21 protein-coding genes are annotated in these 25,149 nt (G+C 72.8%); 12 read left to right on the forward strand and 9 right to left on the reverse strand.

Annotated elements, in window-relative coordinates:
- Positions 1 to 25: 25 nt before the first annotated feature.
- The 3 genes from WMF36_RS36495 to WMF36_RS36505 all read right to left on the reverse strand — a co-directional run bounded on the left by WMF36_RS36495 (position 26) and on the right by WMF36_RS36505 (position 2,047).
- A complete protein-coding gene (locus WMF36_RS36495) occupies positions 26 to 1,126 on the reverse strand; it encodes a hypothetical protein (protein WP_437575432.1) in 1,101 nt (366 codons plus the stop codon).
- A 208-nt stretch (positions 1,127 to 1,334) separates the two neighbouring features.
- Positions 1,335 to 1,679 carry a hypothetical protein gene (locus WMF36_RS36500; RefSeq protein WP_437575433.1) on the reverse strand — a complete coding sequence of 115 codons (345 nt, stop codon included), beginning with the start codon at positions 1,677 to 1,679 and terminating at the stop codon, positions 1,335 to 1,337.
- On the reverse strand, positions 1,667 to 2,047 hold the full coding sequence (locus WMF36_RS36505; protein WP_437575434.1) for a hypothetical protein: 381 nt from the start codon (positions 2,045 to 2,047) through the stop codon (positions 1,667 to 1,669). The genes WMF36_RS36500 and WMF36_RS36505 overlap by 13 nt, the downstream gene beginning before the upstream one ends.
- 152 nt (positions 2,048 to 2,199) lie before the next feature.
- Between WMF36_RS36505 and WMF36_RS36510 the strand changes: the two genes are divergently transcribed.
- The 3 genes from WMF36_RS36510 (at position 2,200) to WMF36_RS36520 (ending at position 5,517) form a co-directional block, all read left to right on the forward strand.
- The gene (locus WMF36_RS36510; protein ID WP_437575435.1) at positions 2,200 to 3,090 is read left to right on the forward strand and encodes a tetratricopeptide repeat protein; all 891 of its coding nucleotides are present in this window, start codon (positions 2,200 to 2,202) and stop codon (positions 3,088 to 3,090) included.
- A 61-nt stretch (positions 3,091 to 3,151) separates the two neighbouring features.
- Complete coding sequence (locus WMF36_RS36515) at positions 3,152 to 4,567, forward strand: protein-disulfide reductase DsbD family protein (protein ID WP_437575436.1); 1,416 nt, start codon at positions 3,152 to 3,154, stop codon at positions 4,565 to 4,567.
- Positions 4,568 to 4,581: 14 nt separating this feature from the next.
- Entirely contained in the window at positions 4,582 to 5,517 is a 936-nt protein-coding gene (locus WMF36_RS36520; protein WP_437575437.1) for a hypothetical protein, read from the forward strand.
- A gap of 9 nt (positions 5,518 to 5,526) precedes the next feature.
- On the opposite strand, the gene WMF36_RS36525 is transcribed toward WMF36_RS36520, so the two are convergent.
- From WMF36_RS36525 to ribF, 3 genes are read right to left on the reverse strand one after another with little or no spacing between them, the layout of a single operon-like run.
- Positions 5,527 to 6,495, reverse strand: a complete 969-nt coding sequence (locus tag WMF36_RS36525; protein WP_437575438.1) for a hypothetical protein — start codon at positions 6,493 to 6,495, stop codon at positions 5,527 to 5,529.
- A 57-nt stretch (positions 6,496 to 6,552) separates the two neighbouring features.
- Positions 6,553 to 8,646: a DUF4912 domain-containing protein gene (locus tag WMF36_RS36530; RefSeq protein ID WP_437575439.1), complete on the reverse strand. Its 2,094-nt coding sequence runs from the start codon at positions 8,644 to 8,646 to the stop codon at positions 6,553 to 6,555.
- A 30-nt stretch (positions 8,647 to 8,676) separates the two neighbouring features.
- Positions 8,677 to 9,678 carry a riboflavin biosynthesis protein RibF gene (gene ribF, locus WMF36_RS36535; RefSeq protein ID WP_437575440.1) on the reverse strand — a complete coding sequence of 334 codons (1,002 nt, stop codon included), beginning with the start codon at positions 9,676 to 9,678 and terminating at the stop codon, positions 8,677 to 8,679.
- A gap of 146 nt (positions 9,679 to 9,824) precedes the next feature.
- On the opposite strand from ribF, the gene WMF36_RS36540 reads away from it, so the two are divergent.
- From WMF36_RS36540 to rplI, 6 genes are all read left to right on the forward strand, one after another.
- Positions 9,825 to 10,787, forward strand: coding sequence for a ribose-phosphate pyrophosphokinase (locus tag WMF36_RS36540; RefSeq protein ID WP_437480630.1), 963 nt, complete (start codon positions 9,825 to 9,827; stop codon positions 10,785 to 10,787).
- 181 nt (positions 10,788 to 10,968) lie between these two features.
- Complete coding sequence (locus WMF36_RS36545; protein WP_437575442.1) at positions 10,969 to 11,652, forward strand: 50S ribosomal protein L25/general stress protein Ctc; 684 nt, start codon at positions 10,969 to 10,971, stop codon at positions 11,650 to 11,652.
- 147 nt (positions 11,653 to 11,799) lie between these two features.
- Positions 11,800 to 12,471, forward strand: coding sequence for an aminoacyl-tRNA hydrolase (gene pth / locus WMF36_RS36550; protein WP_437575443.1), 672 nt, complete (start codon positions 11,800 to 11,802; stop codon positions 12,469 to 12,471).
- A 112-nt stretch (positions 12,472 to 12,583) separates the two neighbouring features.
- Positions 12,584 to 13,120 (forward strand): 30S ribosomal protein S6, encoded by a 537-nt coding sequence (gene rpsF / locus WMF36_RS36555; protein ID WP_437575444.1) that lies wholly within the window; start codon positions 12,584 to 12,586, stop codon positions 13,118 to 13,120.
- A 3-nt stretch (positions 13,121 to 13,123) separates the two neighbouring features.
- A complete protein-coding gene (gene rpsR / locus WMF36_RS36560; protein ID WP_437480642.1) occupies positions 13,124 to 13,444 on the forward strand; it encodes a 30S ribosomal protein S18 in 321 nt (106 codons plus the stop codon).
- Between the two features lie 10 nt (positions 13,445 to 13,454).
- On the forward strand, positions 13,455 to 13,907 hold the full coding sequence (gene rplI / locus WMF36_RS36565; RefSeq protein ID WP_437575445.1) for a 50S ribosomal protein L9: 453 nt from the start codon (positions 13,455 to 13,457) through the stop codon (positions 13,905 to 13,907).
- Positions 13,908 to 14,023: 116 nt separating this feature from the next.
- Here the strand turns inward: rplI and WMF36_RS36570 are convergent, their stop codons facing one another.
- On the reverse strand, positions 14,024 to 14,962 hold the full coding sequence (locus tag WMF36_RS36570; protein ID WP_437575446.1) for a PfkB family carbohydrate kinase: 939 nt from the start codon (positions 14,960 to 14,962) through the stop codon (positions 14,024 to 14,026).
- 382 nt (positions 14,963 to 15,344) lie between these two features.
- Between WMF36_RS36570 and dnaB the strand changes: the two genes are divergently transcribed.
- Positions 15,345 to 16,847: a replicative DNA helicase gene (gene dnaB, locus WMF36_RS36575; protein WP_437575447.1), complete on the forward strand. Its 1,503-nt coding sequence runs from the start codon at positions 15,345 to 15,347 to the stop codon at positions 16,845 to 16,847.
- Positions 16,848 to 16,925: 78 nt separating this feature from the next.
- Positions 16,926 to 19,766: a hypothetical protein gene (locus WMF36_RS36580; RefSeq protein ID WP_437575448.1), complete on the forward strand. Its 2,841-nt coding sequence runs from the start codon at positions 16,926 to 16,928 to the stop codon at positions 19,764 to 19,766.
- Between the two features lie 217 nt (positions 19,767 to 19,983).
- Here the strand turns inward: WMF36_RS36580 and WMF36_RS36585 are convergent, their stop codons facing one another.
- Positions 19,984 to 20,574: a Uma2 family endonuclease gene (locus WMF36_RS36585; protein WP_437575449.1), complete on the reverse strand. Its 591-nt coding sequence runs from the start codon at positions 20,572 to 20,574 to the stop codon at positions 19,984 to 19,986.
- Positions 20,575 to 20,741: 167 nt separating this feature from the next.
- Positions 20,742 to 21,584, reverse strand: a complete 843-nt coding sequence (locus WMF36_RS36590; protein WP_437575450.1) for a hypothetical protein — start codon at positions 21,582 to 21,584, stop codon at positions 20,742 to 20,744.
- Positions 21,585 to 23,884: 2,300 nt separating this feature from the next.
- Between WMF36_RS36590 and WMF36_RS36595 the strand changes: the two genes are divergently transcribed.
- Entirely contained in the window at positions 23,885 to 24,874 is a 990-nt protein-coding gene (locus WMF36_RS36595; RefSeq protein WP_437575451.1) for an L-threonylcarbamoyladenylate synthase, read from the forward strand.
- Positions 24,875 to 25,149 lie beyond the last annotated feature (275 nt).

The raw sequence follows: 25,149 nt of genomic DNA on the forward strand, positions 1-25,149 counted from the left end.
TTCGCCACGCCAGGCGACAGCCCGGCTATTTCTTCTCCGGGGGGCTGTCGAGATCTTCCGCGAGGTAGCTGAGGATCACCTCGTCCAGCGACTTCTCGCTGATGAGATCCTCACCGAAGATCGACGCGCCCTCCGCCGGCCTGTTGGTGGCGAAGATGCTGGCCGGGCGCGAGGCCGCGTAGCGGCCGGAGCCGGGGCCGCCGGCGAAGTGCTCGACCGCGACCGGGGCCGCGGGCGGCGGCGAGGGGTGCTCCGGGTGGACGTTGCTGTAGACGCCGGCGCCCGAGGCCGCGGACTCGGCCCGCCGCCCGATCACCGACGCGGGCGGCGGCGGGAGGTCCTGGATCTGCTGGAAGAACGGCGTCTGCGCCTCGGCCGCGGCGCGCTCGAGGGCGTCGAGATCGAGATCGATGGACGGCTCGGATTTCTTGATCTCGGGGGGCGCCGTCGAGCGCACGGCCCTGCCGGCGAGCGGGCTGGCCGCGCGCCCGCCGCCGAGCCCCTGGAGCGCGACCGGATCGAGCTCGAGCCGCGGGCGCGCGCTGGCCGACGCGGGCGCCGGCTCGGACGCCGCGGAGCGCGCCGGCGGCGCGGCCGCCGGCCTCGGGGGCGGAACGGCGGGCCTCGGCGGCGGCGTCGGCGCGGGGGCCGGCCTCGGGCTCGGGCGCGGCGCCGCCTCGGACGCGATGGGTGGTGCGATGGGCGACGCGAGGGGACGGGACGGCGGGGACGGCTTCGGCGCGCTGGGGACCTCGGGCGACGACGGGGCCGGCGGCCGCGCGGCCGCGCTCGGCTCGGGAGCGACGCGCGCCACGGCTGGGGGGGCCGATACGGGCGGCGCGACGGTGTCGTCGAAGAGGTAGTCGAAGTGGCCGTCGCGCAGGGCGATGAACATCGCCTTGTGCTGCTCCTTCATCATGCCGCGCACCGTGTCCGCGAGCGAGGCCAGGCCGACGTGCTCCGCGTACGACGTCTTCGTGGTCTTGAGGATGCGCCCGCCGTCGGCGAAGAGGTGCGTGATGATGTGAGGATGGCGAATGCCCGAGTCCTCGGTCTGTATGTGGAACAACCGCCCCTTGTGCCGGACGTTGTTGTTGAAGCCGAGCAAGGGCGACGGGGCTTTCACGACAGGCAATCCGAGGGTGGGGAGGTCAGGAGATCGCGCCAGAGGGGAGCGCTCGCCACGGCCGAGACTATCACAGCACGGCGCGCCAGGAACGATTCGCAGCGCGCCGGCGTTCCTTCGCGCTCCTTCGCGTTCCTTCCAAGCCCGGGGGCGCATGTCGGAGCCGGCCGTCCGCCTGCCTGGCGCTTGGCGTTGCGCGCCGGTCGCGTCAGGGCAGGCAGCGCTCCAGGTCGTCCGCGCTGCCCGCCTTCAGGGCGCATGAGACCTCCGCCTGTGTGAGGTCGGCCTCGCAGCGGACGAAGCCGCGCTCGCCTGCCGCCTCCCGCGCCATCGCCTGCCGCTCGGCCACGTCGGACGCGGCGGGCTCAGGCGCGGCCGCGCGCAGCACGAGCTCGACGTAGCGATCGAGGAGCGCGGCGCACGCCTCGGGGGACGGGCGCGGTGAGAGGCGGCGGAGCGCGGCGCGCCCGGCGACGACCCCGACCACGAGCAGCACGATCGCCAGCGTCGCGAGCACGTCGGCGCGCGTGGCGAGGCGCTTCATTCCAGGCATCGATCGACCTGCTCCGGGGTCGTCGCCTGCCGGACGCACGCCATGGCGGCGTCGGTGATGCTCCGCCCGACGCACCTGTCGATGAGCTCCTTGCCGCGGGCGTCTCGCACCGCGGCCGTGCGCTCCTGGACGACCTTCGGATCGACGACATTCTGGGCCCGGAGCTCGATCTCGGCGCTCCGCTTGAAGATGGCCTCGCACTCGTCGCGGCTCGCCGGGTGCCCGCACCCGGCCGCGAACGCCGCGCCGCCGAGCAAGGCGAGACACGACGCGAGCCAGAGGACCCGGTCCCGACCCGGACAGCCGGCGACCGTGGAGACGGAATGCCGCCTCCGCTGAAGGGAAGTTGAGCCAGGGCGGCGACGCATGGCCGCGACGATGGCCCCACGTCCGGTGGGGCGCAACCGGCCACCACCAGCTGGCAGCCAGAAACCGGGCCCAGCCGCCGGTCCGCCCGAGTCAAGGTGGAAAGCTCGCGTATTGCTGGAACGCGTGTGCAGGTCTGTTAGGATTGCTTTCTGTGCGCAAGGCGAGCGAGCACGGTGACAGCGTGGACGGCGCTCGATCCGTCCGTACGGGCTCTCAGGGGCGCCGCACGAAGTCGACGGCGACGACCGTTGCGGGCAGCGGGGGGGACGGTCCACGAGAGAAGCGGGCCGGCAATGCGCCGCGCCGGCGCGCGCCGCCGGCGGCGGCACTGACCCCGGAGGAGATGCTGCGGCGCGCGCTGGGCGCGGAGACGCCGCGCTCCCGGGCCCTCTGGGCGCGGCGGGGCCTGTCGCTCCGGGGGCCGCTCGACCGGACGACGCAGGCGATGCTGCTGCGGCAGCTCTACCTCGCCTATTTCGAGACGCGCCGCTTCGAGAGGGCGGCCGAGGTGGCGGATCAGGTCCTCTCGCTCGGCGTGCTGCGCGACGTCGCCCACCAGGACGCGGCGCGGGCGAAGCAGGCGCTCGGCGACATCGAGGGGGCGGTGGGGCACCTGCGGCTGGCGGCGCGCACGGGGCCGGCGAGCCGGAGGGCGTTCCACTGGTGGACGCTGGGCAGCGTGTACCACCTGGCGCGCCGGTACGACGAGGCGATCGGCGCGCTCACGCGCGCGGCGCGCTGGGGCACGCGGGACAAGCCGCTCTACCAGGGGCACCTCGCCGTCGTGCAGTGCGAGAGCGGCGAGACGGTGGAGGGGCTCGGCACGCTGATCGACCGGCTCTCGGAGGTGCCGGCGGGCCAGGGGTACGGCCGGTTCGTGCTCGGGCAGATGGCTTACTTCGACCGTCGCTGGGGCGAGGCCAAGAAATACCTGGAAGCTTTCGTACAGCGGAGCACCTCGGGGAGGGTCGCGGTCGCGATCGCGCTCGGCGGGGAGATCGAGGCCGCGCGCCGGACGCTGGCGTCCCTCCCGGAGCGCTGAGGCTGGCCTGAACGGACGGCGGCGCGCCGCACGACCGCGATCGCTTTGCTATAGAACCTCTGTGAAGACCGCTTCGACTCGTTTCAAGGGGAACGCCGGCGCCGTCCCGGCGGATCGTGAGCGTGGCGCGCGCGGCGGGGCCGGCGCGCTAGGGGCGCTGGCCGCGCTCTCGGTGCTCACGTTCCCGGCGCTCGCCGCGGCCGGGGATCAGCCGGATCTGTTCACCCGCGGTCTCCAGGCGGGGCCGCTCTTCGCGGGGCTCGCCGCGCTCGCGGGCGGCCTGCTCACGTGCCTCACGCCCTGCGTGTACCCGATGATCGCGATCACCGTGAGCATCTTCGGGGCGCGGGAGGCGAAGTCCCGCCGCGAGGCGATGCTGCTCTCGACGAGCTTCGTGCTCGGGATCGTCGTGCTCTTCACGACGATGCTCGTGGTCGCGGCGCTCACGGGCAGCCTGTTCGGGAGCGTGCTCTCGAACCGGTGGGTCATCGTGGGCATCGCGGGGGTGTTCATCGCGCTCTCGCTCTCCATGTTCGGCGCGTTCGACATGACGCTGCCCGACACCCTGATGCAGCGGCTCTCGCAGGTCGGCGGCATCGGCTACGGCGGCGCGTTCCTGCTCGGGCTGGTGAGCGGCCTGGTCGCGGCGCCGTGCACCGGGCCTGTCCTCACCGGCATCATCCTCTGGATCGGGCAGACCCAGAGCATCGGCCTCGGCGCGCTGGTCGGCGCCGCCTTCTCCATCGGGCTCGGCCTGCCGTTCTGGCTCGTCGGCGTGTTCGCTGTCGCGCTGCCGAAGGGGGGCAAGTGGATGCTCGGGGTGAAGTCGTTCTTCGGGATCGTGATGCTGATCGTCGCGCTCTATTTCCTGAAGACGACGTTCCCGGCGCTGTCGTCGCTCGCGCAGCCCACGCCGGTGTTCATGGCCGTCATGGCGGGCCTGGTCGTGGTCGGCCTCGTGCTCGGCGCGGTGCACCTCTCCTGGGACGACGGCGGCCCCGGGGTGAAGGCGCGCAAGGGGCTCGGGATCGCGCTCACGGTGGCGTGCGGCTTCCTGCTCGTCGCGAGCCTGGATCTGCCGAGGCTCGCCTCGCCCGTCCCGTCGGCGGTGGCCGGCGAGGCCGCGCCGCGGCAGCTCACGTGGCTGCACGAGGAGCCGGTGGCCGTCTCGAAGGCGCGGGCGGAGAAGCGCCCGCTGCTCGTGGACTTCACCGCGGAGTGGTGCGGCGCCTGCAAGCAGATCGACAAGGAGACCTTCTCGGATCCGCGCGTCATGGCCAAGGCGGCGCACTTCGTCGCGGTGAAGGTCGACGCGACGGACGACGAGGATCCGCAGATCGACGCGGTGAAGGGCAAGTACAAGGTCGTGGGCCTGCCGACGGTGGTGATCTACGACTCCACCGGGGCCGAGCGGAAGCGCTTCAACGACTTCGTCGGCCCGGACGCCTTCCTGGCGGCGCTCGAGGGCATCCAGTAACGCCGCCTCCTGCCGTGCGCCCCGCCCTCCTCGCCGCCCTCGCGCTCTGCTTCTTCCTGGTCATCGCCGGCTGCAGCGCTCCTCCGGCACCGACCACCGGGACCGTGGTGATCGGGGTGACGAGCGAGCTGCGCGCCGGGGTCGAGCTCGCTCGGATGCGCGTGGTCCTGCGCGCCGGCGGCGAGCTGCTCCGCGACGACGTGCTGCCGCAGAAGAGCGGGCAGCTGTTCTTCCCGAGGGAGTTCTTCTTCAGCGATCTCGAGGACGGGACGGCGGTGGAGATCTCCCTGGAGGCGTTCGGGGCGGAGGACGCGGAGCGGCCGCTGCTCGCCCGCACCGCGTCGACCCGGGTGATCGGCGGCCGCACGCTGCTGCTCCCCGTGCGCCTCGAGCGGGAGTGCGCCGTCGCGCCCGGGGATCCCACGTGCCCGGCGCCGCAGACCTGCGTGGCCGGCGGCTGCAGCGCCCCCGACGTGGATCCCCGGCGGCTCGAGCCGTACAGCGCCTCGTGGACCGCGGACGCCGAGCCGGACGCCTGCAAGCCGTCCGGCGGGGGAGCGCCGGTCGTCGCCGTCGGCGAGGGGCAGGCCGACTACTTCCCGCTCGAGGATCTCGACGAGGTCCAGGTGGAGGCGGGACCGCAGGGCGGGTTCCACATCTTCGTCGCCATCCGGCTCAAGGACCTCCGGCGGTCCGGCTCGATCACGGTGGTGAACGGCCTCGTGCCCGAGCTCGGGTACGCGATCGAGCCGCTCAAGGTCATCTTCACCCTGGATCAGGACGAGGGTGGCTTCTGCAAGCTCGCCGGGCTGCGGTTCCGGCTGGACGGGGAGCGGACGATCGACGAGCTGCTCGGGAAGGTCGTGGACGTCGAGGTGACCGTCACCGATACCGACGGAGACACCGGGACCGGCAGGCGCAAGGTGACGCTCTCGCAGACGCTCCTGTAGCGCGCGGCCTCACTCGCGCGCGGCGCGCCAGCGGGTCATCGAGCCGCCGGTGAGCAGGTCGAGGGACGCCTCGGCCTCGATCGCCGCGAGCGTGGCGGTGCGGTGCTCCTCGGGGCTCCGGCCCGGGTCGGCCGAGAGCGCGGCGGCGCGCTGCCAGGCGAAGAGCAGCTCGAGCACGCGCGCCGTGAGCTTTGCCTGCAGCTCGGCGCGCTCGCGGCGGAGGCGCTCCAGGGCGATCTCCTCGTCGGCGAAGAGCAGGCGATCGAGCCGCCAGGTCGCGCGCGCTTCGAGCCAGAGGCTCATGCCGCCGGAGGCGGTCCTCCGCGCCGGATCGTACTCGGTGGGGGCCAGGTTCTCCGCCTCGTCGACGAGGCGCGAGACGCGGAGCCGGAGCTCCGGGAGCAGCGACGACGTCCGGGCGCGCGACGCGATGGCGTCGATGCGCGCCTCGGGATCGAGGAGGCGCGACTGCCGCAGCGCCGCCTCGACGATGGCGCGGGCCATGGCCGGCGTGACCCGGACCGGCAGCGGGAGCGGCGGCTCGACCTCGGCAGGCGGCACAGCGGGAGGTGCCTCCGGGAGCGCGGGCGCCGGCGCCGCGCGGGGCGGGCTCGGAGGAGCAGGTTTCAGCCGAGGCGCCTCGGATTCGGCGATGGCGGAGGGAGGGGGCGCGCCGGGGCGCTCGGACAGCCGCTCGAGGGGGATGCTCGCGAGCAGCATGCCGCTGACGGAGCGCTCGCCGCCTTCGAGCCGAGCCAGGCCGAGCTGGAGCGAGACCCAGAGCGGCTGCGCGCGTCCCGGGGACGGCGCCCAGAGCTCGTGGGGCGCGGCGTCGAGGCGGTCCACGCGCGGGTCGAACGCCGTGGGCTCCTCGTCGAAGGGGAGCTCGGCGCGCGCCTCTGGCGCGGACAGGGCGCAGGCGAGCGCGCCGAGGAGGAAGAGAACGGAGCTGGCGATGGATCGGTGGTTCGTTTGCACCCGAGCTGGGTCGACCGCCGCGCGCCGCCAGTTGCGTGAGCGGGTCGTCCGGCTCGCTCAGCGGTTCCCTGAAGGCGGGCGCGCCCGGGGGGCGAAGCTTCGCCAGAGCTGGGTTCCGCCGCCGAGGGACCGAGCCCGCTCGGCGCCGGTGCGCAGCTCGCTTCCGCCGCCCAGGGAGCGGGCTTGCTCGGCGCCGGCGCGCCGGAGCGCCTCGCTGGCGTGGGGCTGACCGCTGGACCCCGGCCAGGCGCCCCGGCCGCCCCCCCGGACAAGGTCGCTCGACCCGCCGCGGGTCGCCGCGACCGCCTGCGCGAGCGCCTCCGGGGTCGGCACCGTCCCCGCCGGGAAGCGGGGCGGCCCTTCGCTCGACGGACCGCGGGTCGCCGCGACCGCCTGCGCGAGCGCCTCCGAGGTCGGCGCCGTTCCCGCCGGGAAGCGGGCGGGCCCTTCGCTCGGCGGGACGAGCGCCGGTGCTGCAGGGATCGCTGCGCTGGGGCCGGGCGTGACCGCGCCGGGAACGGGGCCGCCGAGCGGGGCCGGTGCGGCAACGTCGGGAGCGGTCTCGCTGCTCGACACGGGCGCGGGGGCCGCCGTGGCCACGTCGCCGCTCGCGGCCGGTACGGCAGCTTCCGCAGCGGTGTCACGGCCCGCGGCCGGCGCGGCAGCCTGCGTGGCGACATCGCTGCCGCCGGCGGGCGCCCCGGTGTCCGCGCGGCTGCGCGCGGCCGGCGGGCTCGGCGCCGGTGGAGGTGAGGCCAGGGGATCCGCGCTCGCAGCCTGCGTCGCGGCGGCGGGTCCCGCAGCCTGACCGCTCGCACCTGAAGTTGGCAGCGACGCTCCAGCCACGTCGAGCGTGCCGGACGCCGGGGACAGCGCATCGCCGGCGGCGCCCTCGAGGCGCGGCTGCGCGTCGCTCGTCGGTGCGGTGGGGCCGTCCGCCGGGATCTCGTCCTGCAGCGCCGCCTGTGCGGAAGCTTCAGGCTCCGGCGGGGGCGGCCTCGGCGCGACCGGCAACGGGCGTGGCGCAGCGACCTCGAGGCCCACCGCAAAGGGCTCGAACACGTCGCCGTCGAGCCAGCCCGTGCACATCCGGAGGTGCGCGCCGGCCGGGATGTCGCGCACGAACATGTCGCCGAAGAGCGCGTCGATGGCGAGATCCCGCTGCGCGACCACCGGCCGCTCCCAGCTCGGGAGCACCGCGACCACGCGGATCACGAGCTGGCCTTCCGCGCGGCGAGCGCGCGCCCGCGCGAGCGTCCGGGGACGCACTTCCCAGTAGACGTAGAGCGTCTCCGGATCGACCGCGAGGCCGACGATCTCGTCGACGTTGTACCGCGCGGGCAGCTCCGCGCGCTCGTCCTGCAAGGCCGCAGCCAGGCCGAGGGCCGCGCCCGCGGCGACGCCTTCCGGGATGGCCGCCGGCGCCGGAGCATCCGCTGGCGAGGGATCGCGCGGCGGGGGCGCCGGGGCGGGTTCGGAAGCTACGGAGACGGGCTCGGGCTGCCGGTCCTGCTCGCCCGCGATGGGGGGCTCGATCGGCTCGCTCGAGCCGGCGTCCCCCGGCGCAGGAGCGCCCGCGGCTTCGACGCCAGCGTCCTTCGCGGCCTCCGTGTCTGCGCCGGCGTCCTCCTCCTCCGCGTACTCCTCCTCCGCGTACTCCGCGCCCGCGCCTCGCGCTTCCGCGCCCTCTCCCTGCGCGCGCTGCGCCTTCTCGATCAGCCGCTCCCGGAGCCGCCGCGCCTCCTCGTGCTCCGGCTCGCGCGCGAGGAGCTCGTCGAGCACGGCGATGGCGCGGTCCGTATGCCCCTGGGACGCGTAGATCTCGGCAAGCGTCGTGGTGGCCCGCGGCCGCGGCGGGGGCGGCGGCCACGGCTCCGGCGGGGCCTCGCCGCGCAGCGCGCGCGCGGTCTCCGGCATGTGCAGGCCGCGCTCGACAACGCGCGAGAGCAGATCGCGCGCCCGCCCGAGGAAGCCGCGCAGGCGGGCCCGCTCCGGCTCGCCCTGCGCGGTGCGCGCCAGGATCTCGTCGACGAGCTCGGCCTTCGTGAGCACGCGCGGCCGCGGCACCCCGAGCCCCTCGGCGCGCGCTATCAGCTCCTCCCGCGTCAGTCCGTCGAGCTCCCGGCGCTCCATCGCCGGGGACGCTACCACATCCGACGCTCGCCCACGTCGCGGGGCCGCTCAGCGAAAAGCGCCCTCCGCCGCCGGATCCTCGACGAGCGGCGCGAGCCGCGCGCGCGCCGCCTCGGCGTCGCGCGCGATCTGCGCCTTGAGCTCCGGCAGGCCCGAGAACCGCCGCTCCTCGCGCAGCCGGGCGATCAGGTGCACCCGCAGCGCCGCGCCGTAGAGATCCTCGTCGAGGTCGAAGAGGTGCACCTCGAGGTTCGGCCGCGCCTGCCTCGACGGCTCGACCGTCGGCCGGACGCCGAGGTTCGCCACGCCGCGGGCGAGCGCGATCGCCCGGCCCGACGGCGTCACCCGATCGACGAGCGTCGCGTAGACGCCGAACGGCGGGAGCGCCTCCTCGATCTCGTCGAGGTTGCAGGTGGGGAAGCCGATCGTCCGGCCCCGCCGGGCCCCCTGCGCGACGACGCCGGACAGCATGTGCGGGCGCGACAGCATCCGCTCGGCCGACTCGAGATCCCCGCGCGCGAGGGCCGCGCGGACGCGGGTGCTCGACCACGCCCCCTCGGCGTCGCCGACGAGCGGGTGCGACCGCGTCTCGAAGCCGAGATCCTCGCCGAGGCGCCCGAGCGTCGTGAAGTCCCCGGCGCGCCCGTGGCCGAACCGGAAGTTCGCGCCGACCAGGACGACGCGCGCGGCGAGCCGATCGAGCAGCACGCGCCGCACGAACTCCTCCGGCGTCTGGGCCGCGAACGCGCGGTCGAACGTCACCACGTCCACCCGGATCGCGGGCTGCACGCGGCGGATGAGCTCGATCTTGCGCGGCAGCGCCGTCAGCGTCGGCGGCGGGGTGCGGCCAAGGACGCTCGCCGGATGCGGCGCGAACGTGAGCGCCACCGGATCGAGCCCCCGGCGCTCCGCGTCCAGCGCCGCGTCGGCGAGCAGCGCCTGGTGCCCCCGGTGGACGCCGTCGAAGTTGCCGATGATGACGAGGCTGCCCCGCGGCCCGACCGCGGCGCGCCCATCCTGCCCGCCTGCGGCGGCAGCAAAATACTCCACAGCCGCTACCTAACCCGAAGGAGCGCCGAACGAAAAGCCGGCGGACAGGGGAGTCGCCCGGCACGATACGCCTGTACAGCCAAGCGTCCAATGTACAGAGTTGCTTGACGTGTCCATGCCTGGCTGATAGAGCCGCGCTCCCGTAAATGGGCTGGAGGCGCGCCGTGTTTAAGAGAGTCAGTATCTTCTCCGGCAACGCCAATTTCGCGCTTACCCAGGAAATTTGTCAGGTTCTGGAGCAACCGATGGGGAAGTCGCGCGTGTCGCGCTTCTCCGACGGGGAGACGTTCTGCGTCATCCAGGAGAACGTCCGAGGCGTCGACACCTACGTCGTGCAGCCCACCTGCTCGCCGGTGAACGACAGCGTGATGGAGCTCCTGATCATGGTCGACGCGCTCCGCCGCGCCTCGGCCGGCTCGATCACGGCGGTCATCCCTTACTATGGCTATGCCCGGCAGGACCGGAAGGTCGCGCCGAGGACGCCGATCACGTCGAAGCTGGTCGCCGACCTCATCGTCGCCGCCGGGGTGAACCGGATCGTCGCGCTCGACCTGCACGCCGGGCAGATCCAGGGCTTCTTCAACATCCCGTTCGACCACCTGTACGCGATGCCGGCGCTGCTCGAGCATCACCTCCGCGAGCACTACGGCAAGGACGTGGTCATCGTCTCGCCGGACGCCGGCGGCGTGGAGCGGGCCCGCGCCTACTCGAAGCGCCTCCAGGGCACGCTCGCCATCATCGACAAGCGCCGCGAGCGAGCGAACGAGAGCGAGGTCATGAACATCATCGGCGAGGTGTCCGGCAAGCACTGCCTCATCCTCGACGACCTCATCGACACCGCCGGCACCCTGGTGAACGCCGCCAACGCCCTGATCAAGCAGGGCGCCAGGAGCGTCGCCGCCTGCGCGACGCACCCGGTCCTGTCGGGTCCGGCGGTCGAGCGCATCAAGGATTCCCCCCTCACCGAGGTCGTGGTGACGAACTCGATCCCGCTCTCGGACGAGGCGAGGGCCTCCGGTAAATTCAAGGTCGTCTCGGTGGCGCGGCTGCTCGCCGAGGCGATCCGCCGCATCCACCACTCGGACTCGGTGAGCTCGCTCTTCGTCTGACCGGCGGCGCGCGTCCGGCGGCAGGGCGCGCGGGCGCCCCTGTCGCCCCGCGCTCACGCAACAAAATGCGTCGCCCGGCGACGAAGGCTCGACTTTCTCTTCTTCGTTTTGCTATAGCGCCGCACCCTACGCCGGAGTGGACCGCACCGCGGGCCTCCGGAACACTTCTGGAGCCGTCGTCATGGAGATCATCAAGCTCAACGCCACGAGGCGCGAGGATAGCGGCAAGAGCGCGTCGAGCCGCCTGCGCCGCGCCGGACAGATTCCCGCCATCGCCTACGGGCGCGAGCTCGCGCCGCAGTCGGTCGCCGTCTCGCCGAAGGCGCTCCTTCAGGTGCTCGGCTCCGACCACGGCAAGAACTCCGTGGTCGAGCTCGCCATCGAGAACGGCGAGACGCTCACCGTCATGGTGCGCGATTACGACTACCACCCGATCTCACGGGAGCTCGTCCACGCCGACTTCATCCAGGTGAAGCTCGATCAGCCCGTCGACGTGCAGATCCCCTTCCGCTGCGTGGGCAAGCCGAAGGGCGTCGTCACCGGCGGCATCCTCCAGCAGATCTTCCGCACGATCCCGGTGCGGTGCCTGCCCGAGAAGATCCCGTCGTTCATCGAGATCGACGTGACCGAGCTCGACATGGGCGAGTCGTACAAGGCCAGCGGTCTGACGCTGCCCGAGGGCGTGAAGGCCCTGCTCGCCGACGACCAGACGATCGCGGTCGTCAACGCGCCCGAGAAGGCTAGCGCCGAGGAAGAGGCGAAGCCCGCTGCCGGCGCGCCGGCGGCGGCCGCTGCTCCGGCCGGCGCCGCGGCCGCTCCCGCGAAGGGCGGTGCTGCCGCGGGCGACAAGAAGGACAAGAAGTAGCCCCGGCGCGGGAGCGGGCCGCCCCTCGCCTCGACACCACGAGGCGCGCGCGGCCCGCCCTGCCCTGCGCGGCGTCCCCGCGCGTCGTCGCCTGCTAGGCCTGCTCGGCCTGCTTCGATTCCAGGGACTCAGCAGAACCCGCTCGTCATGCTGCTCGTGGTCGGCCTGGGAAATCCGGGCAAGGAATACGCCGCTCACCGGCACAACGTCGGCTTCATGGCCATCGACGCGCTGGCCGACGAGGTCCGGGCCGATCCGTTCCGCGAGAAGTTCTCGGGCGTGCACGCGAAGGCAGAGATCGCCGGGCAGCCGGCGATCCTGCTCAAGCCGATGACCTTCATGAACGAGTCGGGGCGCAGCGTGCAGCCGGCGATGGCCTTCTTCAAGGTCGCGCCGTCCTCGCTGATCGTGCTCCACGACGAGCTCGATCTGCCCTTCGGCACGGTTCGCCTGAAGGTCGGCGGCGGGCACGCGGGACACAACGGGCTGCGCTCGATCATCTCGCACGGCGGCACCGGCGACTTCGGGCGCGTCCGCCTCGGCATCGGGCGGCCGCCAGCGGGCTACCGGGGCGAGGTCGCGGACTACGTGCTGTCGGGGTTCGACGCCGTCGAGCGCGCGGGCCTACCCGACTGCTTGAAGCAAGCTGTCCAAAGTGTGCTAGAAGTCGCCGCCCGCGGCTTCGACGCCGCGATGAACGTTCGAAATACCCGGCCCAAGCCGGGCAAGAGGCAGAAGGGCGAAGGGGACGGGTCGGGAGATCCAGCCCCTGCCGCGAAGGGAGAGAGGGATCCCCTCCCCCCGACGCAGAAGCCCTGATCCTCGATGGAGACAGATTGTCGAGCTCGCCGGTGCGTCGCTCGACAGGCTGCTCCTTTCCTCGCTCCGGGGCGTCGCCCCGGGGCCACAGGCCGAGAGGGAAGACCGAAGAATGAGCCGACAGGTAACGGCGCCCGGGCGCGCCAGAGAGTACGAGACCATCTACATCCTGCGACCCGACATCGACGCCGACGGCGCCGAGCGGATCGGGTCGCGCCTCGCCGAGGTCGTCGGACGCGAGTCCGGCCGGCTGACCAAGGTCGAGACGTGGGGGCGCCGCCGCCTCGCGTACGACATCGCCAAGCACCGCCGCGGTGTGTACGTGTACCTGAAGTACCTCGGGGGCGGGAAGGTCGTCTCCGAGATCGAGCGCAACCTGCGCCTCTTCGACGGCGTGCTGAAGTACCAGACGGTGCTCGTGCGCAACGACGTCGAGGCCCAGGACGTCACGATCGCCGACGATGACGTGAAGTTCGAGCGCCTCGAGCTCACGCCGCTCGAGGACGACCGCGACGATTCGCGCGAGCGTCAGCTCGGCCTGATCGAGCCGGAGCGCCGCATGGACCGGAGCTCCGAGGCGGCCCCGCCGGAGCTCGACGAGGCTGAAGAGACCGAGACGGAAGGCGCCGCCGACGAGGAGGAGAGCTGAGCAATGAACGGCCGCAACAGTGACATGGGCCGCAACGGCGGCGGGGACTACGACGATCGCGACTTCGGTCGCACGCCCGACCTGAACGCGGACGCCCCGGGGCGCCGCCGTACGGGCCGGAAGCGCGTCTGCCGCTACTGCGCGGACAAGGCGTTGATCATCGACTACAAGGACCCGCAGGCGCTCAAGTACTTCATCTCCGAGCGCGGCAAGGTCGTCCCGCGCCGCATCAGCGGCAATTGCGCGCGCCACCAGCGCAAGGTGACCCTCTCGATCAAGCGCGCGCGCAACATCGCGCTCTTGCCGTTCACCGTGACGGCGTAGGAGGTCGATCATGGCAACCCACATCCATGTGGTCCTCACGGAGGACCTCCACAACGTCGGCAAGAGCGGCGAGCTCGTGAAGGTTCGCCCCGGTTTTGCGCGCAACTACCTCATCCCGCGCGGCCTCGCGATCGGCGCCACCGCCGAGAACGTGTCCCGGATCGAGCACGAGAAGCGGGTCGCCGAGTCGCGGGCCGCCAAGACGCGCTCCGAGGGCGAGCAGCTCGCGGGCAAGCTCAGCCAGGTGAAGCTCACCATCAGCCGCCCGGTCGGCGAGGGCAACAAGCTGTACGGCTCGGTCACGGCGCGCGACATCGAAGAGGCGCTCGCCGCGCAGGGCTTCAGCGTCGACCGGCGTCGCATCGAGACCGACACGCTCAAGACGCTCGGGGCCCACACCGTCGTGATCCGCCTCGCCCCGTCCATCACGGCGTCGGTCGAGGTCACGGTCGCCGCCAAGTAGCGCCCGGAAGCGCGGCTCGCCCGCGCTTCCACCTCGTCCGCAAAGCGCGGCTCGCCCGCGCTTCCACCTCGTCCGCAAAGCGCGGCTCGCCCGCGCTCCCGCCGCCCACGCCCGCCTCACCCGCGCTTCCGCCTCACCCACGCCCGCGCGACGTCGTGCCCCCGCGCCACCGCGCGCAGCAGGAGCGCCGGGTCTGCCCACCGCTTTTGCTCCTCCCACACGAGGCTCGCCAGCATCCCGGCGCAGAACGCATCCCCCGCCCCCGTCGGATCGAGCGGACGGACCGGGCGCGGCGCGACCGCGCGCTCGCCCTCGGGGCCGAGCACGAGCGTCGCCCGCGCGCCGTCGGTGACGACCAGCGTCGCCTCGGGCCGGAGCCGCTCGCGGAGCGCGCGCGCCGTCATCCCCAGCACGTCGAGGTCGCCGGTGCTGCACTTCACGAGGTCCGCCTGCGCGAACAGCCGGAAGCAGCCGCGCACGCCGACGTCCGCCCCCGGATGCGGCGCGGCGCGCCCGGCGCGCGGCCACATCCGCGGGCGCGCGTTGATGTCGACCGAGACGGCGCACCCTTCGCGGCGGGCGCCCGCCGCTGCCCGCGCTAACGCGCCGATCGCCCCGCGCACCGGCGCGATCCCGGTGAAGTGCACGACCCGGGTCTGCCATCGCGCCGGCAGCGCCGCGGCGAGCGCGCGCGCCTCGAGCTCCCCCTGCCGGTAGCCGACGAAGCGCGCCTCGCCGCGCGCGATCGCCACGAACATCAGCCCGGTGCGCGCCGCGCCCAGCGCGAGCCGGCCCACATCGACGCCGGCCGCAGCGACCTCATCCTTCAGCCCGCGCCCCAGGGCGTCGTCGCCCAGCGCAGCGCACAGCCCCGAAGGCACGCCGAGCCGGGCGAGCGCCGTCGCGGTGTTCACCGCGCCGCCCCCCGGCACGCGGCGCAGCAATTTTGCCCGCTCTAGCGGAATGCCCTCCGGCGCGTAGAGGTCCCACAGCGCTTCGCCCACGCAGACCACTTCGGTGGGTTCAATCCTTGTTTGACGCGTTTTGTGATCCACAATGGCGGCTCCCCGCGACGGCGCATGCCCGGGCGCGAAGCGTCATCGCAGCTGAGTCAAGCGGGAAAGGAAATGGCGATGAGACCGGGGTTGCTCAATTTCCATACCTTGCCGCCCTCGGCAGCGCCTCGGCGCGCCGCTGCCCCGCGATCGGAGCGGCGGCCCTCCAACGTGGAACCTGCATTGGGATGCCCACCGCACGAACGCTCACTGCAATGCAAACAGAAACCCTTCTCAGGGCTGCCCATGTTCTGATAGACGGAAATCGACCCTGCACCCGACGCCCCGAAGGACCGTTGCGCCTTCGGGGCGTCGCCCATTTCGGCGCCTGTGGAAAAGCTCGGGGCGGGATGGGGGTAATCGGTGGGGAGGAGATGCACGGATGATGAGAATGATGGATCGCCGGGGCCAGCGGCCTCAGAGGATCGAGCCTCCCATCGTCGCCGGACGTGTGCCGCCGCACGACCTCGACGCCGAGGCGGCGGTGCTCTCGGCCATCCTGCTGCACCGCGATGCGCTCGATCGGGTGCTCGAGATCCTGAAGGCGGAGCATTTTTACAGCGAGGCGAACAGCCGCGTCTACGAGGCCGCGCAGGAGCTCGCGTCCGCCGGCACGCCCCTCGACATCGTCTCGGTGGCCTCCTGGCTGCGCGACCGGGAGCGCCTTGCCCAGGTGGGCGGCGCGGCGTACCTCGCCCAGCTCGCGGACGCGACGCCGGCGGTCGCGCACGTCGGCGCGCACGCGCGCGTCGTCTACGAGAAGTGGCGCGTGCGCCAGCTCATCGCCACGTGCCAGCGCGTCGCGGCCGAGGGGTACGGCGACGTCGGCGTGGTGCAGGAGTTCATCGACGGCGCGGAGCAGTCGGTCTACCAGCTCGCGCGCACGCCCCAGGGGACGGCGACGCAGCCGCTCGCGCAGGTGCTCAAGGCCGCGTTCGAGCAGATCACCGCGGCCGCGGAGCGCGGCGACCGCATCACGGGCATCTCGACCGGGTACGAGAAGCTCGACGCCAAGACGGCCGGCCTGCACGACGGCGACCTCACGATCATCGCCGCGCGCCCCGGCATGGGCAAGACGTCGTTCGTCCTCAACCTCGCCGTGAACGTGGCGTCGCCGCGCACGGTGAGCTCCCCCGGCCCCGACCAGGCGGGGCACGGCATCGAGCGGCACGAGCCCGGCTTCGGCGCCGCCGTCTTCTCGCTCGAGATGCCGCGCGAGCAGCTCGCGACACGTATGGTCTGCTGCGAGGGCCGCGTCGACCTCGGCAAGCTCCGCCAGGGCTTCCTGCAGCCCGACGACTGGCGCCGCCTGACCGAGGCCGCGTCCTTCCTCTCGACCCTGCCCGTCTGGGTCGACGACACGCCGGCGATCACCCTCCTCGAGCTGCGCGCCAAGGTGCGGCGCATCCAGGCCGAGTACGACCGGGCGCCCAGCGACGGCAGCTCGGGGCGGCGCATCGGGCTCGTCGTCATCGACTACCTGCAGCTCATGAAGGGGCGGGACGGCGTGAACAGCCGCGAGCAGGAGATCAGCGAGATCTCCCGCGGGCTCAAGCAGCTCGCGAAGGAGCTCAAGGTGGCGGTCATCGCGCTCTCCCAGCTGAACCGCGCGGTCGAGACCCGGACCACCAAGGACAAGCGCCCTCAGCTGTCGGACCTCCGCGAGTCCGGCGCGATCGAGCAGGACGCCGACAACATCATCTTCATCTACCGCGACGAGTACTACAACGCGGAGACGACCAACCACAAAGGCATCGCGGAGCTCATCGTCGCCAAGCAGCGCAACGGGCCGACGGGCAAGGTGATGACGCGGTTCACCGCGTCGTGCACCCGGTTCGACAACCTCGCGCCCGGCGACTACCCGGAGATGGCGGACGACGAGTAGACGAGCCGCCGGCGGCGTGACCGCCACCGATCGGTCCTGACCCAAGCCGCGCCGCGGCCGCGCATCGGAACAGCACCGATGATCCGCTCGCCCGAGAGCTCCCTCCGCCCCCCCGCTTTCCCCGCGCGCGTCTGGCGCACGGCGCGCCGCTCCCTGAGCCCTGCGGGCCTGGCCGCCCTCGCGCTCGCCAGCGCGACCTGCGCGCCGCCCGTGCAGGGCGGCAGCGTCGTCGTGTCCTCCGGCGCGGCCGGGCGCCTCGGCATGCTCTGCCGGTGGGGGCACGGCGGCGGGGAGCAGGGCGAGCTCTGCCCGAGGGCCGAAGGCGCGGCGCGGCCGGCGCGCGTCCGGCGGATCACGGGGCCCGCGGACGCGCTCTCGGGGCCGCTCGCGGCGGGGCGGCGCGGCGACTACGTGCTCGAGAACGACGAGATCGCCGTGGTCGTCGATCAGCTGGGCCCGGGGACCGGCCTCGCCGAGAGCGGCGGCCACCTCATCGACGCGGCGGACGCGCGGGCGCGGCGCGACGAGCTCGGGCAGATCGTCCCGCGGATCGGCGCGCCGCCGCGGCAGGTGCTCTACCGCGACATCGCGGCGGGCGCCGGCGAGGACGGCGCCGCCTGGATCGAGGCGCGCGGCGAGGTGCGCGGGCGCGAGCTCGCCGGCGGCGCGCTCTCCGTCACCACCCGCTACACGCTCGGGCCGCGCGACCGGGCGGTCGTGATCGCGACGTCGCTCCGGAACGACGGCGACCGCCCGGTCGAGGCGCTCGACCTCGGCGACGTCGTCCACTGGGGGTCGGCGGAGCACGTCGCGCCCGGCGTGGCGCCGGGGCACCGCGGCGAGCACGAGGCGCCGTACCTGGCCGGCGTCGGGGCCGGCGTCGCGTACGCGCTCGCCCCGGCGGACGGCGCGACGATCCGCGCGCGGAGCGGCGCCGGCTTCAGCGACGCGACGTTCGCCCGGCAGGCCGCGCTGCCGCCCGGCGGGCGCGCTGCCTACCAGCGGGTCCTCGCGATCGCGCCCCGCGGCGACTCGCTCGCCGTCGCGACGGAGCTCTTCTTCCTCGGCGGCGGCGCGCCCGGCGGGGTGGCGCTCGCGCTCGTGGACGCCCGCGGCGCGCCGCTCCCGCGGCTCGCCGGCAGGGCGACGCTGACCCCGATCGCCGAGGGCGGCGCCGCGCCGGCCGCCGGCGCGCTCGATCTGTGGTTGCGGACCGGCGAGGACGCGCCGCTCGCCGCCGAGGCCCCGCCCGGCCTCTACCTCGTCGGCTTCGAAGGGAGCGGCCGCCGCGCGCTCGGGAGCGCTCGGATCCGGATCCGCGCCGGCGAGATCGCCCCCGCGCGGCTCGCGCTCTCCGGCGCCGGCCGGCTCGACCTCCAGCTGCAAGAGCGCGGCGCCCCGGAGCCCGCCGAGGACGCGGATCTCCTCGGTCCGTTCACGCCGGCGAAGGTCAGCCTCTTCGACGCCACGACCGGCAAGGCCGTATCGCCGCCCCACCTTTCGCTCACGGGCGAGCTCCAGATCCCCCTGCCCCCGGGGCGGTTCCGGGTCGTCGCCTCGCGCGGGCCCGAGTACGCGCTGGCCGAGGCGACGGTCGACATCGCCGACGGCGGCAGGTCGCGGCTCGATCTCACGCTGGCGCGGGTGGTCGACACGTCGGGCTACATCGCCTGCGACCTCCGGCAGCACACCGCGCAGAGCGCCGACGCGGGCGTCGACACGACCGCGCGGATCGTGTCGAACCTGGCGGAAGGCGTGGAGTGCGCGGTGACGAGCGAGCACAACCTCGCCCTCGCCTCCGATCTCCGGCGGGACATCGCCCTCCTGGGGCTCGAGTCGCAGCTGCGCATGCTCCCGGGCGTGGAGCTCACGAGCGGCCGGAGCGGCGCCGGGCTCGGGAGCCTCAGCGTGTTCCCGCTCGGCGCGGAGGCGGCCGCGCCCCGCGAGGGCGCGCTTCGGTGGGCCGACGAGACCGCGGGCGAGATCCTCCGCGAGGTGCGTGCGCTGCCCGGCGAGCGCGTCGTCCAGGTGAGCCGGCAGCACGGCGGCGGCTCCCCGCTGCACGGCGGCGGCTCCCCGCTGCACGCGGCCGGGGCGCCGCAGGGCGCGCCGGACCAGGGTCCGAGCCTGCTCGCGCAGATCGTCGGGGACGGCGCCGGCGCCGATGCCGTCGAGGTCTGGACCGGGCGCGGGGCTGCCGCGCGGGACCGCGCGCTCGAGGAGCTCTGGGCGCTGCTCCGCGCGTCCCGCCCGGTCACGCCGACGGCGACCAGCGACACCCACGGGCTGCACGGCGCGGAGGCGGGTTACCCGCGCACGTACATCGCCGTGGCCGACGAGGATCCGGGCCGGCTCGACGTGGCCGACCTCGTCGCGGGCCTGCGGCGCCGGCGCGACGTCGTGATCACGAACGGCCCGTTCGTGACGATGCGCCTCGGCGACACGCGTCAGGGCGGCGTCGCCTCGATGCGGCGCGGGTCCCGCGGCGGGCCGCTGTCGCTCTCGATCCGCGTCGAGCGCGCCCCCTGGGTCGACGCGCGCGAGCTCCACGTGCTCGTCGGCGGCGTCGCGCGCGGCGCGCCGATCCCCCTGGAAGGCGCGCGCACGACGCCCGCGGGCGCGCTCCTCGACGAGATCGCGATCCCCGTCGTCCTCGAAACCGGCGGCGGGCGGCGACCGCCGCGGCCGGGCGCCTCGGCCGGCGGTGCGCCTGGCGACCAGCGGCCCGGGCAGAGCGCGCGCGGCGCGATCTCCGTCGCCGAGGACACCTTCGTGGTCGCGATCGTCCGGGGGCGGCGGCCGCTCGAGCCGGTGCTCACCGGGGATCCGGGCGAGATCCTGCCGTTCGCGATGACGGCGCCGCTCTGGATCGACGCCGACGGCGACGGCCGCTCCCTCGGCCGTGTAGTGGAGCCGTGAGCGCGGCGAGTTCGGCGCGTCCGGGGGGCCGCCGCGTCGGTTGTCGTCTGCCTTCCGTGCGCATGCGCGACATGGACCGCAGCGAAGACAACCAGCGCGCGTGGGGGAAGCCACCGGCGCGGGGCGCATCGGCCTCGCGTGCGGGGGCGTATGAAGAAGTTCCGGCTGACCGCGCGGCAGCGGTGCTGCCCGAGCGCGCCGCCAGCGGGGCGGCCGGCTACTTCGCCCAGAGCACCGAGAGCTCGAGCTCGATGGCATCGAAGGGCTGGGCGCGGACGCGCGCGGCGTCGCGGTGGACGACCGCCGGCCCCCATCGGCGATCCGCGCCGAGCACGTGGACCTCGAGCGTCCGCGCGATCGGGTCGACCAGCCACGCGTACCGCACGCCCTCGCGCGCATAGATCGGCATCTTCTCGTCGCGGTCGTGCTCCTCGGTCGACGGGCTCAGCACCTCGCAGATCCAGTCCGGGGCGAGCTCGAAGTAGGCCGTCTCGGGTAGCTCAGGCATGCGCTCGCTGCGCCAGCCGGCGAGGTCAGGCACGACTGCGTCGATCTCGCCTGGCGCGTCGGGATCGGGGAAGTGGAGCTCGGGCTCGACCAAGAGGGTCCAGCCGCCGGGCCCACCGCGGCCGCGGTCGAACGGGCCGAAGAGCTCCCCCTGCAGCGCGCTCTCAGCCCTGGAATGCCGCGGTGCCGGCCGGGGCATGACGTGGAGCACGCCCCCGATGAGCTCCGCTACCTTGTTCGGTGGGACGGCTTCGAGATCGGCATACGTGGCGCGGCGCTGCTTCTCGGCGGGCTGGCCCATGGGCGAAGCCTGCCCGGCGGTCCGCGGGCTGGCAAGGCGGCCACGGGCGGTCGCGCCACGCGGCGAGCATCACGCTGGCCGGGCACGCGGCGCAGCTCGTCGGCCCTTCCCCTCGCCACCCCTGGCCGTCGCCAGCGCCCCGGGCTCGCAGCGCTGGCGGGGCCGACTCAGGTCACGAGCTCGCCGCCCGCGGCGCCCGCGGCCTCTTCGACTTCACCCACCGCCGGCTCCCCCGGCTCCTCCAGGCTCGGCCCCTCGCCCGCGACCGTCCCGCCATACCGCTTGCCAGCCCGCTCCGAGGCCTTCAGCACGGGCCCGCGGATCGTCTCGATCGCCTCGGCCGGGGCGTCGGAGAGCTCCAGGTTGGAGAGCACCGCGGACACGACCCGGAACCACTGGCTGCGCGCCGCCGCGATCGTCGCCTTGGTCACCGGCGCCGTCTTCTCCTTCGCGGCGAGCTCGTCCCGCTGGTGCTCGATCGCCTCGAGCTCCTTGCCCGTCTTGATCCACCGCTGCGTCGTGTGGAGCAGCGTTGTTTTCCCGGCCACCGGGATCCCCTTCAGGAACTCGCCGATCGACGGCTCCTCATCGAGGAGCCGGGCGATCCGCGCGGTGTTGCCCGCCTCCGCGGTCGGCGAGGCCTTGATGATGGTGAGCCCGTTCGGAAACAGCTTCGGTTGCACCTGGTCGCAAGTCGCGGCGCGCCCTCTCTCCGGAGGGTCCTCTCCAAGGCAATGCTCGCGGTGCGCGTCGATGCCCCAGCACACGGCCCTGGCGAGGTGATCGTGGCGCTCGTCGACCCGCGCGACCTCCTCGTTCAAGGCGCTCATCCTGGCCGATGGCCCAGCCTTGCTCGGGCGCACCGCGAGCACGGCCTCGTGGGCTGTGATCACCTTCGGGTGCAGGCCGGCGATCTCGGGTATCGAGAGGAACATCCGCTTCCGTTGCGCGCTCTCGACCCACGGGGACACGAGCGCAACCATCTCTTCGATCATCAGGTGCTTCAACATCGCATAGACCTCCTCGTCCGGGGTACAGCGTGTCCGGTCAGGAGATGACGAGGCGGCAGAGCCCGTCAAGCGAACCGCCAGTTTCCGACGAATCGAGACCAACCCGGCCGCCTGAAAAGGAGGTGCCACGGAGGTCACGACCAGCGCCGGCGCTCGTTACGAGGCCGCGGAAAGGTCGCAACCCATCGCCGCGGGTCTTTTCAGGCCTGAACGAAGGTCCCAACCGAAGAAATTGAATTTTTTCATACGAATGGACAGGTCCCGACCGGTCCACCGGCTCCCCGCGAGCCTCCGCGCCCGGTCGAGACCACGCGGGGGACAGCCGAACGATCGGCCGTACCGGGTGGACGGCACCGCCGGATCCTCTCCTCCAGGTAAAGCACCTCAAACGCTGGGCCGTTGCGGCCGGACGGCAGGCTCAGGACTGAAACCACGGCGCCGCACCGGACCCCTCGACCCGGAGAGGTTGATAAACCGCAGCCGCAAGGACGCAATTCGTGCCCTGAATCACAGTTGACACCGCCCCTCCGCACGCGCATCTGGAATGACTTGGAGGATGGACATGCGCCACAGGCTGAAAATGAAGGCGATCGTTGTTCTTATCCTCTCGGTCTCACGGTGTGGGCGTGCAACTACGACGTGGGTGAGTGCTATCTCAGGGGGACGGAAGGCACAGGGGCCGCAGCCCCATACCCACCGGGGTCAGCAGCTACGGGGGACTGGTTCGGAAACGGTGACGACGTGGGGAGCGGCGCCACTGAGGAGATGGCAGGGTGCACGCCCGACAAGACATGCACAGACATGTTCGTCGATTGCCAGGACATCGGCGGCGAGTGCATCACGGGATATCCAGGCTGCGACAAATGGGGCCATACACCGTGTGAAAGTTGCCGCGACGCCTGCCAAACGGGCGCACCCTACCCGCCAGCGTGCAAATGCAGATCGTGCGGATTCAGATGATGAATGAGCTGATGCAGGATGCAATCTATGTTGCCATCGGCAGGGTTGCCGGAGCGGCGCTAGCCAAGGTTGCATCCCCGGTCGTGGCCGACGATGACAGTCTCCTGCTGGGTCCGTCAAGAGTCGATCCGAAACGTCATCGTGCTGCGCGCGTTAGATACTGGGGGGGAGAGCCGTCTACCGAGCTAAATGAAGAGCTTGCGCGTTCTGAGGGGCCGCCGGTCTGCGTGGCGCTTCCGCCGACACCAGGCGGCCTGATGAGCCTCTGTCGGATCTGTGCTTCCGTAGTCGAGCGAGGGCGCGCGGTGTTCGTCGTTGATCTCAGCCCAGACGCCGCTGGAACATTTCCGCAAGGGCCCGACCCAGGCAGGGCCATCGTCCTCAATGTCGCGGATGCTCTGCTACGCAAGCCGCCTGTGGTCCAATGGTCGAAGCTCGAGACAGCTCTCGCGGCTACGCTCTGGAAATTATGGTGCCGCCGCTCGCCCGTTGCCTTTTCCAGGTTCTGTGCATCTGGGAGCATATTCCACCCGCAGTTGGCCAACCTTGGGCGTTATCATGCCGGACTCTTTCCCAGACGGGTAGGCCACAGTCTCTTACTATCACGCTTTGACGAGCTTCTCCTACGACAGCTATCGCAAGAGTGGCTCTCGCCAGTCAAAGCGTTCGTCAATGCGATCAATGCCGGATCTGAGCTCGATGCATGGTTTTCACACACGGGGGATCTGTACGTTGCCAAACGGCTTAATGATTGGTATCACCATGCGCGAGGCCGCATCATCGAACGTCGGAATGCGCATCATCCGAGACCTTCTGAGATGACGAGATGGTCCTTTCGATGGCGTGCGGGGAGCGAGGAGATCCTCGAGGCGCTGCCGAGTGTGCAAGCGGCCCCGCCTGTATCTATTGGAGGCACTACCGCGTACGATCCTGGCCATGCTTGGGTATGCCAATTTGATGCACGAGGCACACCTTACCTGAGCCGATTTGACACCGCATCGTCGGGCGACAGGCTGGAATAGGGCGTATCGGATAGCGCCTGTGACGATGCGAAATCCTTCGCCAGCGCGTCCGTTGCTGCTGGAACGCTTCTCCCCCTGGCTGTTCGTCAGCCATGTGGTTGGCGAACAGTCCTCGCTCAGAAATCCGCTGCACCGCGACGATTTTTCTTGGCCACGGCGACGACGGCGCGCGTGCTCGCGTCCGCCTTGCCACGACCGCGCCACCCTGGATCGACGCCGACCGCGACAGCCGCTCCCTCGGCCGCGCGGCCGATCCGTGGCCGCCCCCGTCGGTTTTCGTTTGCCTCCCGCGCGCACGGGCAACATGGACCGCGGCGCATGCGAACCGAGCGGCTCGCCGCGGACGCGGCATCCATCGCACGGGCCGCCGAGATCCTCCGCCGCGGAGGGCTCGTCGCCTTCCCCACCGAGACGGTCTACGGACTCGGCGCGCGCGCCGACGACACGCGCGCGGCGCGCGGCATCTTCGCGGCGAAAGGCCGGCCGCCCGGCAACCCGCTGATCGTCCACGTCCTGGATGTCGCGGCCGCCCGCGCGCTCGCCGACGCCTGGCCGGCGGACGCGGAGCGCCTCGCGCAGGCGATGTGGCCGGGTCCCCTCACCCTCGTCGTCGCGCGCCGGCCCGACCGCGTCGCCGACGAGGTGGCCGCCGGCGGGCCGACCGTGGCGATCCGCGTGCCGGTGCACCCTGTCGCGCGCGCCCTGCTCGACGCCGTCGCGCTGCCGATCGCCGCGCCGAGCGCCAACCGCTCCACCGAGATCTCGCCGACCACCGCCGAGCACGTCGAGAAGAGCCTCGGCGGGCGCATCGACGCCATCCTCGACGGCGGACCGACCGCGGTCGGCATCGAGTCCACCATCGTCGACGTCACGACCTCGCCGGCGCGGCTGCTCCGCCCAGGGCACGTGGCCGCCGAGACGATCGCCGCCCTCGTGCCGCTCCAGACGACCGCCGGGCTGATCACCGCCCCGGCCGAGCGCGCCCCGGCCCCGGGGACGCACGCGCGCCACTACGCCCCGCACGCGCACGTGGCGCTGGTCCCCGCGGAGGCCGTCCGCGGCGAGATCGAGCGCGCCGCGCGGGCCGGCGCGCGCGCCGGCGCCATCGAGCACGGCCGCCGCACCGCGACCGGGCCGCACGCCGAGCTCCTCCCCGCGGATCCCGCCGGCTATGCGGCGGCGCTCTACGCCGCGCTGCACCGGCTCGAGGACGCCGGCTGCGACGTGATCGTCATCGCCGCCGTCCCCGAGGATCCGGCGTGGGACGCCGTGCGGGACAGGCTGACGCGCGCCTCCGCGGCCCGGTAGGTCCGCCCGCCAAGAAGTCCGGCCGGGGATCCGGAGCGAGATTTCAACGCAAAGGCGCAAAGGCGCAAAAAGAATAAATTTCGTTCATTTTTGCGACTTTGCGCTCTTGGCGTCTTTGCGTTGAAATCTCTCTTCGCTCGCGAGGCAGATGCCTGGCAGGATTTCTGACCCGCGGTACTGGCTCTGTTTCCTCGGGGCTCCGCCCCGAACCCGCCGGCCGCGCGAGCGGCGAACAACCCTGGCCGAGGGCCTCGGCCGCGCCCAGGTGGGTTTTC

The sequence above is a fragment of the Sorangium sp. So ce887 genome, assembly GCF_051521455.1.
Classification (GTDB): Bacteria; Myxococcota_A; Polyangia; order Polyangiales; family Polyangiaceae; genus Sorangium.

What these genes read in the sequence shown, in the direction of transcription:
- WMF36_RS36500 (WP_437575433.1), bottom strand. Translation starts at nt 1,679, where the DNA reads ATGCCTGGAATGAAGCGCCTCGCCACGCGCGCCGACGTGCTCGCGACG.
- WMF36_RS36505 (WP_437575434.1), bottom strand. Translation starts at nt 2,047, where the DNA reads ATGCGTCGCCGCCCTGGCTCAACTTCCCTTCAGCGGAGGCGGCATTCC.
- WMF36_RS36540 (WP_437480630.1), top strand. Translation starts at nt 9,825, where the DNA reads ATGGGCTGGAGGCGCGCCGTGTTTAAGAGAGTCAGTATCTTCTCCGGC.
- WMF36_RS36545 (WP_437575442.1), top strand. Translation starts at nt 10,969, where the DNA reads ATGGAGATCATCAAGCTCAACGCCACGAGGCGCGAGGATAGCGGCAAG.
- pth (WP_437575443.1), top strand. Translation starts at nt 11,800, where the DNA reads ATGCTGCTCGTGGTCGGCCTGGGAAATCCGGGCAAGGAATACGCCGCT.
- rpsF (WP_437575444.1), top strand. Translation starts at nt 12,584, where the DNA reads ATGAGCCGACAGGTAACGGCGCCCGGGCGCGCCAGAGAGTACGAGACC.
- rpsR (WP_437480642.1), top strand. Translation starts at nt 13,124, where the DNA reads ATGAACGGCCGCAACAGTGACATGGGCCGCAACGGCGGCGGGGACTAC.
- rplI (WP_437575445.1), top strand. Translation starts at nt 13,455, where the DNA reads ATGGCAACCCACATCCATGTGGTCCTCACGGAGGACCTCCACAACGTC.
- dnaB (WP_437575447.1), top strand. Translation starts at nt 15,345, where the DNA reads ATGATGAGAATGATGGATCGCCGGGGCCAGCGGCCTCAGAGGATCGAG.
- WMF36_RS36580 (WP_437575448.1), top strand. Translation starts at nt 16,926, where the DNA reads ATGATCCGCTCGCCCGAGAGCTCCCTCCGCCCCCCCGCTTTCCCCGCG.
- WMF36_RS36585 (WP_437575449.1), bottom strand. Translation starts at nt 20,574, where the DNA reads ATGGGCCAGCCCGCCGAGAAGCAGCGCCGCGCCACGTATGCCGATCTC.
- WMF36_RS36590 (WP_437575450.1), bottom strand. Translation starts at nt 21,584, where the DNA reads ATGTTGAAGCACCTGATGATCGAAGAGATGGTTGCGCTCGTGTCCCCG.
- WMF36_RS36595 (WP_437575451.1), top strand. Translation starts at nt 23,885, where the DNA reads ATGCGAACCGAGCGGCTCGCCGCGGACGCGGCATCCATCGCACGGGCC.